Origin of the sequence: Psychrobacillus sp. FSL H8-0510 (genome assembly GCF_038008345.1) — a bacterium.
Taxonomy (GTDB): Bacteria; Bacillota; Bacilli; order Bacillales_A; family Planococcaceae; genus Psychrobacillus; species Psychrobacillus psychrotolerans.
Genome location: NZ_JBBOYZ010000001.1, coordinates 91,224 through 106,295 on the forward strand (window position 1 = coordinate 91,224; position 15,072 = coordinate 106,295).

The following is a 15,072-nucleotide window of genomic DNA, read 5'->3' on the forward strand; positions in this document are numbered from 1 at the left end:
GTTCAGTTTTGAATGTTCATTTTATATGAAGATTCAACGCTTGTTCTTTGAAAACTGGATAAAACGACATTGAAACAATAAACAACAAGAAATTCTGTTGTGATTATTTACGTAATCACGACGTGTAAGACTTTTTAACTTTTAGGTTAAGTTAATAAGGGCGCACGGTGAATGCCTTGGCACTAGGAGTCGACGAAGGACGGCACTAACACCGATATGCTTCGGGGAGCTGTAAGTGAGCTTTGATCCGGAGATTTCCGAATGGGGAAACCCACTGTTCGTAATGGAGCAGTACATTTGCGTGAATACATAGCGCATCTGAGACACACCCAGGGAACTGAAACATCTAAGTACCTGGAGGAAGAGAAAGAAAATTCGATTCCCTGAGTAGCGGCGAGCGAAACGGGAATAGCCCAAACCAAAAGGCTTGCCTTTTGGGGTTGTAGGACACTCTACATAGAGTTACAAAGGAATGAGTTAGACGAAGCGATCTGGAAAGGTCCGCAGGATAGGGTAAAAGCCCCGTAGTCTAAAATTCATTCTCTCTTGAGTGTATCCTGAGTACGGCGGAACACGTGAAATTCCGTCGGAATCTGGGAGGACCATCTCCCAAGGCTAAATACTACCTAGTGACCGATAGTGAACCAGTACCGTGAGGGAAAGGTGAAAAGCACCCCGGAAGGGGAGTGAAATAGATCCTGAAACCGTGTGCCTACAAGTAGTTAGAGCCCGTTAATGGGTGATAGCGTGCCTTTTGTAGAATGAACCGGCGAGTTACGATCCCATGCAAGGTTAAGTCGAGAAGACGGAGCCGCAGCGAAAGCGAGTCTGAATAGGGCGAATGAGTATGTGGTCGTAGACCCGAAACCAGGTGATCTACCCATGTCCAGGATGAAGGTAAGGTAACACTTACTGGAGGTCCGAACCCACGCACGTTGAAAAGTGCGGGGATGAGGTGTGGGTAGCGGAGAAATTCCAATCGAACCTGGAGATAGCTGGTTCTCTCCGAAATAGCTTTAGGGCTAGCCTCAAACGTTAGAATCTTGGAGGTAGAGCACTGTTTGGACTAGGGGCCCATCCCGGGTTACCGAATTCAGACAAACTCCGAATGCCAATGATTTATGTTTGGGAGTCAGACTGCGAGTGATAAGATCCGTAGTCAAGAGGGAAACAGCCCAGACCACCAGCTAAGGTCCCAAAGTATTTGTTAAGTGGAAAAGGATGTGGCGTTGCTTAGACAACCAGGATGTTGGCTTAGAAGCAGCCATCATTTAAAGAGTGCGTAATAGCTCACTGGTCGAGTGACGCTGCGCCGAAAATGTATCGGGGCTAAACAAATCACCGAAGCTGTGGATTGATACCTTTGGTATCAGTGGTAGGAGAGCGTTCTAAGGGCGTTGAAGTCAGACCGGAAGGACTGGTGGAGCGCTTAGAAGTGAGAATGCCGGTATGAGTAGCGAAAGACGGGTGAGAATCCCGTCCACCGTATGACTAAGGTTTCCTGAGGAAGGCTCGTCCGCTCAGGGTTAGTCGGGACCTAAGCCGAGGCCGATAGGCGTAGGCGATGGATAACAGGTTGATATTCCTGTACCACCAAACCACCGTTTGAGTAATGGGGGGACGCAGAAGGATAGGGTAAGCATGCTGTTGGTTATGCATGTCCAAGCAGTAAGGTGTGAATGTAGGCAAATCCGCATTCTTTAACATTGAGCTGTGATGGCGAGGACGTATGTCTAGAGTTCCTGATTTCACACTGCCAAGAAAAGCCTCTAGCGAGGTGAAAGGTGCCCGTACCGCAAACCGACACAGGTAGTCGAGGAGAGAATCCTAAGGTGAGCGAGAGAACTCTCGTTAAGGAACTCGGCAAAATGACCCCGTAACTTCGGGAGAAGGGGTGCTCTTTTGGGTTCATAGCCTAGAAGAGCCGCAGTGAATAGGCCCAGGCGACTGTTTAGCAAAAACACAGGTCTATGCAAAACCGTAAGGTGAAGTATATGGGCTGACGCCTGCCCGGTGCTGGAAGGTTAAGAGGAGTGCTTAGCGCAAGCGAAGGTGCGAATTGAAGCCCCAGTAAACGGCGGCCGTAACTATAACGGTCCTAAGGTAGCGAAATTCCTTGTCGGGTAAGTTCCGACCCGCACGAAAGGCGTAACGATCTGGGCACTGTCTCAACGAGAGACTCGGTGAAATTATAGTACCTGTGAAGATGCAGGTTACCCGCGACAGGACGGAAAGACCCCGTGGAGCTTTACTATAGCTTGATATTGAATTTTGGTGCAACTTGTACAGGATAGGCAGGAGCCTTAGAGCCCGGAGCGCCAGCTTCGGAGGAGGCGTCGGTGGGATACTGCCCTGGTTGTATTGAAATTCTAACCCATACCCGTAACCCGGGTAGGAGACAGTGTCAGGCGGGTAGTTTGACTGGGGCGGTCGCCTCCTAAAGTGTAACGGAGGCGCCCAAAGGTTCCCTCAGAATGGTTGGAAATCATTCGAAGAGTGTAAAGGCAGAAGGGAGCTTGACTGCGAGACCTACAAGTCGAGCAGGGTCGAAAGACGGGCTTAGTGATCCGGTGGTTCCGCATGGAAGGGCCATCGCTCAACGGATAAAAGCTACCCCGGGGATAACAGGCTTATCTCCCCCAAGAGTCCACATCGACGGGGAGGTTTGGCACCTCGATGTCGGCTCATCGCATCCTGGGGCTGTAGTCGGTCCCAAGGGTTGGGCTGTTCGCCCATTAAAGCGGTACGCGAGCTGGGTTCAGAACGTCGTGAGACAGTTCGGTCCCTATCCGTCGTGGGCGTAGGAAATTTGAGAGGAGCTGTCCTTAGTACGAGAGGACCGGGATGGACACACCGCTGGTGTACCAGTTGTTCTGCCAAGAGCATCGCTGGGTAGCTATGTGTGGACGGGATAAGTGCTGAAAGCATCTAAGCACGAAGCCCCCCTCAAGATGAGATTTCCCATTACGCAAGTAAGTAAGATCCCTCAAAGACGATGAGGTAGATAGGTTCGGGGTGGAAGCGTGGCGACACGTGCAGCTGACGAATACTAATCGATCGAGGACTTAACCAAATTTTGTTTAACGTAACAATGTCGTTTATCCAGTTTTGAAAGAATAAAACTTTTTTAAAATAACTCTTGTATTATTCTACAGAGTTGTTATAATAAAGGATGTCTTTCAAAAGTATTCAAGTCTAGTGACGATAGCGAAGAGGTCACACCCGTTCCCATACCGAACACGGAAGTTAAGCTCTTCAGCGCCGATGGTAGTTGGGGGTTTCCCCCTGTGAGAGTAGGACGTCGCTGGGCTTGCAATAAAATTATATATCCCATGGAGGATTAGCTCAGCTGGGAGAGCATCTGCCTTACAAGCAGAGGGTCGGCGGTTCGAGCCCGTCATCCTCCACCATATATTTACTCCTGCCGGAGTAGCTCAACTGGTAGAGCAACTGACTTGTAATCAGTAGGTTGAGGGTTCAAGTCCTTTCTCCGGCACCACTTTTTTCGAGCCATTAGCTCAGTTGGTAGAGCATCTGACTTTTAATCAGAGGGTCGTAGGTTCGAATCCTACATGGCTCATCACTTTTTATAGTGAATTATATTTTTTGCGGGTGTGGCGGAACTGGCAGACGCACTAGACTTAGGATCTAGCGCCGCAAGGCGTGGGGGTTCGACTCCCTTCACCCGCACCATTTAATTTAATAACCGAGCGGAAGTAGTTCAGTGGTAGAACACCACCTTGCCAAGGTGGGGGTCGCGAGTTCGAACCTCGTCTTCCGCTCCAAAGATTCACTAAAGTGCCGGGGTGGCGGAACTGGCAGACGCACAGGACTTAAAATCCTGCGGTAGGTGACTACCGTACCGGTTCGATTCCGGTCCTCGGCACCACTTTTTTGAAACATTGCGCTCGTAGCTCAATTGGATAGAGCACTTGACTACGAATCAAGAGGTTGCAGGTTCGAGTCCTGCCGAGCGCACCATATAACGGGAAGTAGCTCAGCTTGGTAGAGCACTTGGTTTGGGACCAAGGGGTCGCAGGTTCGAATCCTGTCTTCCCGACCAGTTATTATTTTCGGGGCCTTAGCTCAGCTGGGAGAGCGCCTGCCTTGCACGCAGGAGGTCAGCGGTTCGATCCCGCTAGGCTCCACCATGAACATTGAAAACTGAACATGCAAAACGTTAAGAAACATAGCTTTCAACTAACTTGTTAGGATGATAGCAAAACAATTTTGGACATCATTTAATGATGATGCCAGCAAAACAAAATGAGCTTTTAAACTAGTTCTAATTTGTTCGCTTTCAATGTGCTCTGCATACTGGAAGTAAACTATTATGGAGAGTTTGATCCTGGCTCAGGACGAACGCTGGCGGCATGCCTAATACATGCAAGTCGAGCGAATGACGAAGAAGCTTGCTTCTTCTGATTTAGCGGCGGACGGGTGAGTAACACGTGGGCAACCTGCCCTGTAGATTGGGATAACTCCGGGAAACCGGGGCTAATACCGAATAATCCATTTCCTCACATGGGGAGATGTTAAAAGACGGTTTCGGCTGTCACTACAGGATGGGCCCGCGGCGCATTAGCTAGTTGGTGAGGTAACGGCTCACCAAGGCGACGATGCGTAGCCGACCTGAGAGGGTGATCGGCCACACTGGGACTGAGACACGGCCCAGACTCCTACGGGAGGCAGCAGTAGGGAATCTTCCACAATGGACGAAAGTCTGATGGAGCAATGCCGCGTGAGTGAAGAAGGTTTTCGGATCGTAAAACTCTGTTGTGAGGGAAGAACAAGTACGAGAGTAACTGCTCGTACCTTGACGGTACCTCATTAGAAAGCCACGGCTAACTACGTGCCAGCAGCCGCGGTAATACGTAGGTGGCAAGCGTTGTCCGGAATTATTGGGCGTAAAGCGCGCGCAGGCGGTCCTTTAAGTCTGATGTGAAATCCCACGGCTCAACCGTGGAAGGTCATTGGAAACTGGGGGACTTGAGTACAGAAGAGGAAAGCGGAATTCCAAGTGTAGCGGTGAAATGCGTAGAGATTTGGAGGAACACCAGTGGCGAAGGCGGCTTTCTGGTCTGTAACTGACGCTGAGGCGCGAAAGCGTGGGGAGCAAACAGGATTAGATACCCTGGTAGTCCACGCCGTAAACGATGAGTGCTAAGTGTTAGGGGGTTTCCGCCCCTTAGTGCTGCAGCTAACGCATTAAGCACTCCGCCTGGGGAGTACGGTCGCAAGACTGAAACTCAAAGGAATTGACGGGGGCCCGCACAAGCGGTGGAGCATGTGGTTTAATTCGAAGCAACGCGAAGAACCTTACCAGGTCTTGACATCCCGCTGACCGGCCTAGAGATAGGCTTTTCCCTTCGGGGACAGCGGTGACAGGTGGTGCATGGTTGTCGTCAGCTCGTGTCGTGAGATGTTGGGTTAAGTCCCGCAACGAGCGCAACCCTTGATCTTAGTTGCCAGCATTTAGTTGGGCACTCTAAGGTGACTGCCGGTGATAAACCGGAGGAAGGTGGGGATGACGTCAAATCATCATGCCCCTTATGACCTGGGCTACACACGTGCTACAATGGACGGTACAGAGGGTCGCAACCCCGCGAGGGTGAGCAAATCCCATAAAACCGTTCTCAGTTCGGATTGTAGGCTGCAACTCGCCTACATGAAGCCGGAATCGCTAGTAATCGTGGATCAGCATGCCACGGTGAATACGTTCCCGGGCCTTGTACACACCGCCCGTCACACCACGAGAGTTTGTAACACCCGAAGTCGGTGGGGTAACCCTTACGGGAGCCAGCCGCCGAAGGTGGGACAGATGATTGGGGTGAAGTCGTAACAAGGTAGCCGTATCGGAAGGTGCGGCTGGATCACCTCCTTTCTAAGGATAATATCGGAATACGAATCTTTATTCGTATCTTAACGTTTTGCAGTTCAGTTTTGAATGTTCATATTAATATATGGAAATTCAAAGAGGGCCTATAGCTCAGCTGGTTAGAGCGCACGCCTGATAAGCGTGAGGTCGATGGTTCGAGTCCATTTAGGCCCACCATACCCTTTTTTTGTTTCGGGGCCTTAGCTCAGCTGGGAGAGCGCCTGCCTTGCACGCAGGAGGTCAGCGGTTCGATCCCGCTAGGCTCCACCAAAGATTTTAATTTGTTCTTTGAAAACTGGATAAAACGACATTGAAACAATAAACAACAAGAAATTCTGTTGTGATTATTTACGTAATCACGACGTGTAAGACTTTTTAACTTTTAGGTTAAGTTAATAAGGGCGCACGGTGAATGCCTTGGCACTAGGAGTCGACGAAGGACGGCACTAACACCGATATGCTTCGGGGAGCTGTAAGTGAGCTTTGATCCGGAGATTTCCGAATGGGGAAACCCACTGTTCGTAATGGAGCAGTACATTTGCGTGAATACATAGCGCATCTGAGACACACCCAGGGAACTGAAACATCTAAGTACCTGGAGGAAGAGAAAGAAAATTCGATTCCCTGAGTAGCGGCGAGCGAAACGGGAATAGCCCAAACCAAAAGGCTTGCCTTTTGGGGTTGTAGGACACTCTACATAGAGTTACAAAGGAATGAGTTAGACGAAGCGATCTGGAAAGGTCCGCAGGATAGGGTAAAAGCCCCGTAGTCTAAAATTCATTCTCTCTTGAGTGTATCCTGAGTACGGCGGAACACGTGAAATTCCGTCGGAATCTGGGAGGACCATCTCCCAAGGCTAAATACTACCTAGTGACCGATAGTGAACCAGTACCGTGAGGGAAAGGTGAAAAGCACCCCGGAAGGGGAGTGAAATAGATCCTGAAACCGTGTGCCTACAAGTAGTTAGAGCCCGTTAATGGGTGATAGCGTGCCTTTTGTAGAATGAACCGGCGAGTTACGATCCCATGCAAGGTTAAGTCGAGAAGACGGAGCCGCAGCGAAAGCGAGTCTGAATAGGGCGAATGAGTATGTGGTCGTAGACCCGAAACCAGGTGATCTACCCATGTCCAGGATGAAGGTAAGGTAACACTTACTGGAGGTCCGAACCCACGCACGTTGAAAAGTGCGGGGATGAGGTGTGGGTAGCGGAGAAATTCCAATCGAACCTGGAGATAGCTGGTTCTCTCCGAAATAGCTTTAGGGCTAGCCTCAAACGTTAGAATCTTGGAGGTAGAGCACTGTTTGGACTAGGGGCCCATCCCGGGTTACCGAATTCAGACAAACTCCGAATGCCAATGATTTATGTTTGGGAGTCAGACTGCGAGTGATAAGATCCGTAGTCAAGAGGGAAACAGCCCAGACCACCAGCTAAGGTCCCAAAGTATTTGTTAAGTGGAAAAGGATGTGGCGTTGCTTAGACAACCAGGATGTTGGCTTAGAAGCAGCCATCATTTAAAGAGTGCGTAATAGCTCACTGGTCGAGTGACGCTGCGCCGAAAATGTATCGGGGCTAAACAAATCACCGAAGCTGTGGATTGATACCTTTGGTATCAGTGGTAGGAGAGCGTTCTAAGGGCGTTGAAGTCAGACCGGAAGGACTGGTGGAGCGCTTAGAAGTGAGAATGCCGGTATGAGTAGCGAAAGACGGGTGAGAATCCCGTCCACCGTATGACTAAGGTTTCCTGAGGAAGGCTCGTCCGCTCAGGGTTAGTCGGGACCTAAGCCGAGGCCGATAGGCGTAGGCGATGGATAACAGGTTGATATTCCTGTACCACCAAACCACCGTTTGAGTAATGGGGGGACGCAGAAGGATAGGGTAAGCATGCTGTTGGTTATGCATGTCCAAGCAGTAAGGTGTGAATGTAGGCAAATCCGCATTCTTTAACATTGAGCTGTGATGGCGAGGACGTATGTCTAGAGTTCCTGATTTCACACTGCCAAGAAAAGCCTCTAGCGAGGTGAAAGGTGCCCGTACCGCAAACCGACACAGGTAGTCGAGGAGAGAATCCTAAGGTGAGCGAGAGAACTCTCGTTAAGGAACTCGGCAAAATGACCCCGTAACTTCGGGAGAAGGGGTGCTCTTTTGGGTTCATAGCCTAGAAGAGCCGCAGTGAATAGGCCCAGGCGACTGTTTAGCAAAAACACAGGTCTATGCAAAACCGTAAGGTGAAGTATATGGGCTGACGCCTGCCCGGTGCTGGAAGGTTAAGAGGAGTGCTTAGCGCAAGCGAAGGTGCGAATTGAAGCCCCAGTAAACGGCGGCCGTAACTATAACGGTCCTAAGGTAGCGAAATTCCTTGTCGGGTAAGTTCCGACCCGCACGAAAGGCGTAACGATCTGGGCACTGTCTCAACGAGAGACTCGGTGAAATTATAGTACCTGTGAAGATGCAGGTTACCCGCGACAGGACGGAAAGACCCCGTGGAGCTTTACTATAGCTTGATATTGAATTTTGGTGCAACTTGTACAGGATAGGCAGGAGCCTTAGAGCCCGGAGCGCCAGCTTCGGAGGAGGCGTCGGTGGGATACTGCCCTGGTTGTATTGAAATTCTAACCCATACCCGTAACCCGGGTAGGAGACAGTGTCAGGCGGGTAGTTTGACTGGGGCGGTCGCCTCCTAAAGTGTAACGGAGGCGCCCAAAGGTTCCCTCAGAATGGTTGGAAATCATTCGAAGAGTGTAAAGGCAGAAGGGAGCTTGACTGCGAGACCTACAAGTCGAGCAGGGTCGAAAGACGGGCTTAGTGATCCGGTGGTTCCGCATGGAAGGGCCATCGCTCAACGGATAAAAGCTACCCCGGGGATAACAGGCTTATCTCCCCCAAGAGTCCACATCGACGGGGAGGTTTGGCACCTCGATGTCGGCTCATCGCATCCTGGGGCTGTAGTCGGTCCCAAGGGTTGGGCTGTTCGCCCATTAAAGCGGTACGCGAGCTGGGTTCAGAACGTCGTGAGACAGTTCGGTCCCTATCCGTCGTGGGCGTAGGAAATTTGAGAGGAGCTGTCCTTAGTACGAGAGGACCGGGATGGACACACCGCTGGTGTACCAGTTGTTCTGCCAAGAGCATCGCTGGGTAGCTATGTGTGGACGGGATAAGTGCTGAAAGCATCTAAGCACGAAGCCCCCCTCAAGATGAGATTTCCCATTACGCAAGTAAGTAAGATCCCTCAAAGACGATGAGGTAGATAGGTTCGGGGTGGAAGCGTGGCGACACGTGCAGCTGACGAATACTAATCGATCGAGGACTTAACCAAATTTTGTTTAACGTAACAATGTCGTTTATCCAGTTTTGAAAGAATAAAACTTTTTTAAAATAACTCTTGTATTATTCTACAGAGTTGTTATAATAAAGGATGTCTTTCAAAAGTATTCAAGTCTAGTGACGATAGCGAAGAGGTCACACCCGTTCCCATACCGAACACGGAAGTTAAGCTCTTCAGCGCCGATGGTAGTTGGGGGTTTCCCCCTGTGAGAGTAGGACGTCGCTGGGCACTAAAAGAAGTCGTTACCGATTAAAATCGGTAACGACTTCTTTTTACATATTTATGATTTAGTGTGTTTTCAAATTCTATAACAATAGAATGAATGTTTATCTTAGCTAGTGTTCATGGATTATGTGGGAACCAATACTGTTTGTAATAAAAATGCACACCAAGTGAGTTAGCAATATATCTGCATTCTGGAATTTCAGCGAGATCATTAAAACTCTTCTTTTAAGATAGAGTACATTTTTAAATCTCGATGTTCTCCTTTCACAAATATACCTTTTCTAATTATTCCTTCAAAATTCATTCCTGCTTTTTCCATTACTCGTGCTGAAGCAATATTTTCTACATCACACCTTGCTTGAACACGAACCAAATCCATTTCTTCAAAGCCAAACTTTACTAATTCCTTTGCTACTTCAGTAGTTAGGCCTTTTCCCCAATAGTCTTTAGAAATAACATATCCGATTTCAGCAATTTTATGATTTGGTTGCCACCAAACAAAATCGATAGTCCCGATAAACTTTCCGTTTTCCTTATATTCGATTCCCCACGGTGACACCTGCTTATTTTCATATTTATTCAATACAAATTCAACAAAACCTTTTGTATCCGCTATTGTTTCATGAGTATTCCAAGTTACATACTTAGATACTTCTTCATCTGAACCGTACAAATACATATCCTCAATATCTTCTTTCGTGACTTTTCTAAGAATAAGATGTTCTGTTTCAAGGGTAGGTAAATCACTATATATTTTCTCAATGTTCATTTAATCCCCTCCATTAACTATAGTCAGAAGTAAAGTAGTAGGTATCATCATCCCATTCTACTATAAAAATCCTTTCCCTTCCCTTACACATTCCCCCGAAAAGTTAGCAGCAGTCAGTTCCTCTATAGAAGAAATCTGCCGTCTATCTGCTTTTGTAGCCCGGGAAATGGAGGTTAAGCTTTGTCTCCAATAATAGCCGGGGTCTCTCTTGTCAGAGTAGGGTACGATGGGCAGTAAAAAGCAATCGTTACTAAGCAAAATGGTAACGGCTTTTACGTCTATTTTAAAGTACTTCTATATTTTCCCTACTAACTACTTGCTGTATTACAATTAAACAGACACAATACGTAGTAACTACATTTATATAGGAGGGTTAAAGTGGCAGTAATATTAGCAGTAGACGATGATATTCATACACTTGAACTAATTTCGATTTATTTATCTCAATCTGGGTACCGTGTTATTAAAGCTGTAAATGGAACAGAGGGATTACATATGTTGGAACGTCAACTTCCAGATCTCGCAATAATTGACGTCATGATGCCTGTTATGGATGGCCTTCAACTAACCAGGTTAATACGAGAACAATACAATATTCCTGTATTGCTTTTAACAGCAAAAGGAAAACTAGAAGATAAAGAAAAAGGATATATTGCTGGGTCAGATGATTATTTAGTAAAACCTTTTGAACCTAAGGAATTGTTATTTCGTATCCGCGCTATTTTAAGAAGGTATGATAAAACAAGCGATGTGAACATCCGCTTTGGTAATATGTTAATCAATCGTAAGAGCTTTGAAGTACTAGTGGGAGAGGAAATTTTAGTTTTACCATTAAAAGAGTTTGAGTTGCTATCTAAGTTGGCTTCTAAACCAAACCAGGTGTTTACTCGAGATCAGTTAATAGAAACAGTATGGGGGATTGATTTTGAAGGAGACGAACAAACATTAAGTGTTCATATAAAAAGGATAAGAGAGCGACTAACTAAACTAGAAACGGCTGTACAGATTACTACTGTCCGTGGCGTGGGTTATAAGTTGGAAGAGTCTATATGATGAAAACTTTATATAGTAAGTTCGTGTGGATGACCTTGTTGATAATGATCGCTAGTGGAACGTTGGGATTTATGGTAGTAAATACGTATTACCACCACAATCTTAAGGAGAAAAATGATGAAAAAAATGTATTAGTTGCAAGATCAATTGTTGAAAGTATTAATATGTCTAATAGTGATCTGGATCCTCTTCTCCACTCATTAGGCAATACGGGGTATCAGTTATACGTCGTAGGCGAAAATGGGTTTAAAAGAGCTTACGGGGGTGAATTTCGAGTTCAGAAGATTGATCAGACAATTGTTGAAAGTGTTTTAAGTGGGGAAACTTATCATGGTATGAGAGAGTTTCCTAAAGAAACTTTTATAACAGGTTATTTTTCAAATGAATTAACTAATACGGTTGGTGTCCCGTTTACCTACGGAGGGGAAAATTATGCCTTATTTCAACGACCGAATATTAAATTCTTATTCAATGAAATTCATCTGTTATTAGGTGGATTAGTGGCGATAATGATTATTTTAAGTGTGATAGCGATGTTGGTAGTGGCTAAAATAATGGTTGTGCCGTTAACTAAATTGACGATAGCAACAAATAAAATAGCTAATGAAGATTTCCAAGCAGAGTTACCGGTATATCAGCGAGATGAAATAGGACAACTAGCAGATAGCGTTCGAAATATGGCCAAGCAACTGGATGCAACTGATCGGTACAAAAAGGAATTCATCTCCAGAGTATCCCATGACTTTCAAACACCACTTTTGAATATACAAGGATATGCTCATTTATTAAAAGAGGGAGATCTAAACCCGATTGATCATTTAAAGTACGTTACAATTATTCAACAAGAATCCAAGCGGCTCTCAAATGTTATGAAGCAGCTACTAGTTCTTACTTCATTTGATCAAGCTCACAGCCGTACAAAAAAAGAATTCTTTTCACTAGATATTCAGTTAAAACAAGTCATTCAAAAATTTAGGTGGCTACTGGATGAAAAAGAGATATCTATTAATATAAAGTTAAGACCTGTAATTATATACGGTGATAGTGAAATGCTTGAGTATGTTTGGGAAAATATTATTTCTAATGCTATAAAGTATAATCACTCTTCTGGGGAAATACATATTGCTTTAGAAGAAAGAGAAGAATTTGTAACTGTCACTGTTCAGGACACAGGAAGTGCAGGTAAGCATACTAAATATAACCAATGGACAGAAAGATTTTATAGAGAGGACGAGGCTCGTTCAACTCAGATTGAGGGAAGTGGACTAGGCCTAGCAATTGTTCAGGAAGTTATACAATCACATGAAGGTATTCTTTCTTTTGAAAGTGTTGTACCTCATGGAACCAAAGTAATTATCCAATTAAACAAGCTGTAATTATCTGTTCATCTTCCGTTCACTTTCAACTTGTATAGTACCTCTTATAAGGAAATTCAATAGGAGGTACAGTTATGAAAAATAAACGGAACTGGCTAGTTATTATAGTTAGTTGGCTTATAGTGTTAGGAATACTTTCGTTCTTTGCTCCTTCCAGTAAAGAAGTAGCAAGCACATCAAAAAATGCAGGACTTCCAGAAACTGCGTTATCGATTCAAGCAGATAAAGTTATGAAAGAAAACTTTTCTAATAACAAAGGAATCCCTCTATTCATCGTTTTTGAGAGTAAAAAGGAAAATACTGAGGAGGAAATTCAAAGCGTATTAGAATTAATGGAACAAAATTATGCAAGTATACCGAAGTTTTCTAAAATTTCTAGTGAGGAACGAAATTCTTTTGTGTCTGAAGATAAAAAAACATTCTTTGTGCCTTTAATTTTAGAAGGGCAGCTAGAAAGTAAAGAGATTCATAAAAAAGTAGAAGAAATAAAAAATAACGTATCTGATTTTATCCCATCAGATTTTAATATTTTTTATACTGGACCGGCGGGTATAGCAAGCGACACAATTGAGCTATTTTCACAGGCAGATCTAGTTTTACTACTAGCAACAGTAGGAATTATTTTCATCCTACTAATCATTATTTATCGCTCATTCATTCTTGCTATCATACCCCTAATTGGCGCAGGCATAGTGTACGGAGTAGTGGATAGAATTATTGGCCTTACAGGTAAGTTTACATCCGTTACGATTGAAAGCCAGGCATTGTCAATTATGATGATCTTGTTGTTTGCTGTGATAACTGATTATTCCTTATTGCTATATGCGAGATATAAAGAAGAACAGGACATGAAGGTAGCACTTGCTAAGACAAGAGAAACCATTCTTTTCAGTGGGGGTACTATTTTAGCGGGAGTTGCAACACTTGCTTTTGCCATATATGAACCATATCGAAATTTTGCACCAGTATTTGCGATTGCCGTAGTTATTATGCTAATCGCTGGACTAACATTATTGCCGGCTTTGTTTGCAGTAGTAAAAATGCCGAAAAAGAAAGAAAAAACAACGAAGATTTGGATAAATGCTGGAAATGTTAGCACGAAAAAACCATGGAAAGTAGCAGTGCCGATTTTGTTACTGCTAGGGATTGGAGCATGGCATGCAACAACAATCATCTATTCATACGATTTGTTGGCATCTTTCCCAGTAGAGTTATCTTCCAGAGAAGGTTTTACAAAACTTGGGGATGCATTTTCAGAAGGAGAAATAGCACCAACAACGATTCTTGTAAAATCAAAGGATGAGAAAGTTATTGCAGATATTCATGAGAAAATAGAAGATAGACCACTTGTAAGTCAGATACGGCCATCGACTTCAGAAAGCGACTTATACACACAGTTTTCTATCATATTAAAAGGAAATCCTTACAGCCAGGAAGCTTTGAATGAAGTGGAAATGATAAGAAGTGAATTAGAAGACCAACAGGTTTTAGTAAGTGGAGAGACAGTGAAACACGTCGATATCCGGAATATTAACAATAGAGATACATTACTCGTAATGGGGTTGATGACGGTATTGATCGGATTAATGCTTGCTTTCCAAACTAGATCAATTAGGGCATCGTTGTTGATGATGTTTTCCATTTTATTGTCATTCGGAGCAGCTTTGGGATTCTCTACATGGATTTTTGATGTCTTCCTCGGATATTCATCTTTTAGTTATCGAATCCCACTTTACACGTTTGTTTTTTTGGTAGCACTAGGTGTAGATTACTCGATTATGTTAATGAGTAGGTTGAAAGAAGAACGAAAACAGTATGATGAACGAATGGCAATTGCGAAAGCGGTAGAAAAAACAGGTGGTGTTATTTCTTCGGCAGGATTAATACTCGCGGCTACATTTGCTGTTTTAATATCGCAGCCAGTTATGGAGCTTAAACTATTCGGTTTTGCTGTCGCGGTAGGTGTTCTGTTGGATACGTTTATCGTTCGACCGTTATTATTACCTGCGTTATTAACAATTACAACGAAAAATAGGGGGAAATGAATATGCAAAAAAGATGGAGTATACGACTAGTTAGAGCAGGAGCATTATTTGGATTATTGGGAGCGTATCTTGGTTCTCATATGGCAGGTGCGGGATCATATGCACTTCGCCCAATTCATGCCCATATATTATTGGTAGGATGGTTGTCATTGTTTGTGTATGGACTATTTTATAAATTATACAAAGTTAAGTTTCCTAAGCTTGTTACGTTTCATGGGTGGTCCGCTATTATTGGGGCAATTGGTTTAACGGCGGGAATGTACCTACAGTTCATCCAACCGTTCAATATAAACGAAACGTTTGCTTTAGTTGCGTATATTATTGGTGGATCTACTTTATTGCTGAGCTTTGCAATCTTTGTACTCGTGACTTTTACAATTGAAATAGAATAAAAAAAAGCTGG

The 15,072-nt window shown here is 44.8% G+C and carries 5 protein-coding genes, 11 tRNA genes and 5 rRNA genes; 20 read left to right on the plus strand and 1 reads right to left on the minus strand.

Features of this window, described 5'->3' with window-relative positions:
* Positions 1 to 144: 144 nt before the first annotated feature.
* From MHI40_RS00445 to rrf (MHI40_RS00520), 16 genes are all read left to right on the plus strand, one after another.
* Positions 145 to 3,073 (plus strand): 23S ribosomal RNA (locus MHI40_RS00445).
* Positions 3,074 to 3,194: 121 nt separating this feature from the next.
* Positions 3,195 to 3,310: ribosomal RNA gene (gene rrf / locus MHI40_RS00450) — 5S ribosomal RNA — on the plus strand.
* A 24-nt stretch (positions 3,311 to 3,334) separates the two neighbouring features.
* Positions 3,335 to 3,410, plus strand: a tRNA-Val gene (locus MHI40_RS00455).
* 13 nt (positions 3,411 to 3,423) lie between these two features.
* Positions 3,424 to 3,499: transfer RNA gene (locus tag MHI40_RS00460), tRNA-Thr, on the plus strand.
* An 8-nt stretch (positions 3,500 to 3,507) separates the two neighbouring features.
* Positions 3,508 to 3,580, plus strand: a tRNA-Lys gene (locus MHI40_RS00465).
* Between the two features lie 28 nt (positions 3,581 to 3,608).
* Positions 3,609 to 3,693, plus strand: a tRNA-Leu gene (locus tag MHI40_RS00470).
* A gap of 17 nt (positions 3,694 to 3,710) precedes the next feature.
* Positions 3,711 to 3,785, plus strand: a tRNA-Gly gene (locus MHI40_RS00475).
* Between the two features lie 15 nt (positions 3,786 to 3,800).
* A tRNA-Leu gene (locus MHI40_RS00480) sits at positions 3,801 to 3,889 on the plus strand.
* Positions 3,890 to 3,904: 15 nt separating this feature from the next.
* A tRNA-Arg gene (locus MHI40_RS00485) sits at positions 3,905 to 3,981 on the plus strand.
* A 5-nt stretch (positions 3,982 to 3,986) separates the two neighbouring features.
* Positions 3,987 to 4,063: transfer RNA gene (locus MHI40_RS00490), tRNA-Pro, on the plus strand.
* 12 nt (positions 4,064 to 4,075) lie between these two features.
* Positions 4,076 to 4,151, plus strand: a tRNA-Ala gene (locus tag MHI40_RS00495).
* A gap of 179 nt (positions 4,152 to 4,330) precedes the next feature.
* Positions 4,331 to 5,884: ribosomal RNA gene (locus tag MHI40_RS00500) — 16S ribosomal RNA — on the plus strand.
* Positions 5,885 to 5,978: 94 nt separating this feature from the next.
* Positions 5,979 to 6,055 (plus strand) — tRNA-Ile (locus MHI40_RS00505).
* Positions 6,056 to 6,072: 17 nt separating this feature from the next.
* Positions 6,073 to 6,148 (plus strand) — tRNA-Ala (locus MHI40_RS00510).
* 115 nt (positions 6,149 to 6,263) lie between these two features.
* Positions 6,264 to 9,192 (plus strand): 23S ribosomal RNA (locus MHI40_RS00515).
* Between the two features lie 121 nt (positions 9,193 to 9,313).
* A 5S ribosomal RNA gene (gene rrf, locus MHI40_RS00520) occupies positions 9,314 to 9,429 on the plus strand.
* The 16S, 23S and 5S rRNA genes sit together here with 11 tRNA genes alongside, the layout of an rRNA operon.
* A 208-nt stretch (positions 9,430 to 9,637) precedes the next feature.
* On the opposite strand, the gene MHI40_RS00525 is transcribed toward rrf (MHI40_RS00520), so the two are convergent.
* The gene (locus MHI40_RS00525; protein WP_340761097.1) at positions 9,638 to 10,195 is read right to left on the minus strand and encodes a GNAT family N-acetyltransferase; all 558 of its coding nucleotides are present in this window, start codon (positions 10,193 to 10,195) and stop codon (positions 9,638 to 9,640) included.
* A 378-nt stretch (positions 10,196 to 10,573) separates the two neighbouring features.
* Between MHI40_RS00525 and MHI40_RS00530 the strand changes: the two genes are divergently transcribed.
* From MHI40_RS00530 to MHI40_RS00545, 4 genes are all read left to right on the plus strand, one after another.
* On the plus strand, positions 10,574 to 11,248 hold the full coding sequence (locus MHI40_RS00530) for a response regulator transcription factor (RefSeq protein WP_340761098.1): 675 nt from the start codon (positions 10,574 to 10,576) through the stop codon (positions 11,246 to 11,248).
* A complete protein-coding gene (locus tag MHI40_RS00535) occupies positions 11,245 to 12,624 on the plus strand; it encodes a sensor histidine kinase (protein WP_340761099.1) in 1,380 nt (459 codons plus the stop codon). Before MHI40_RS00530 ends, MHI40_RS00535 begins: the two co-directional genes overlap by 4 nt.
* 74 nt (positions 12,625 to 12,698) lie before the next feature.
* Positions 12,699 to 14,669, plus strand: a complete 1,971-nt coding sequence (locus MHI40_RS00540) for an MMPL family transporter (RefSeq protein WP_340761100.1) — start codon at positions 12,699 to 12,701, stop codon at positions 14,667 to 14,669.
* Positions 14,670 to 14,671: 2 nt separating this feature from the next.
* Positions 14,672 to 15,061, plus strand: coding sequence for a hypothetical protein (locus MHI40_RS00545; protein WP_340761101.1), 390 nt, complete (start codon positions 14,672 to 14,674; stop codon positions 15,059 to 15,061).
* Positions 15,062 to 15,072 lie beyond the last annotated feature (11 nt).

Coding starts and splice junctions, on each gene's coding strand:
- MHI40_RS00535 (WP_340761099.1), top strand. CDS start 11,245: ATGATGAAAACTTTATATAGTAAGTTCGTGTGGATGACCTTGTTGATA.
- MHI40_RS00540 (WP_340761100.1), top strand. CDS start 12,699: ATGAAAAATAAACGGAACTGGCTAGTTATTATAGTTAGTTGGCTTATA.
- MHI40_RS00545 (WP_340761101.1), top strand. CDS start 14,672: ATGCAAAAAAGATGGAGTATACGACTAGTTAGAGCAGGAGCATTATTT.
- MHI40_RS00525 (WP_340761097.1), bottom strand. CDS start 10,195: ATGAACATTGAGAAAATATATAGTGATTTACCTACCCTTGAAACAGAA.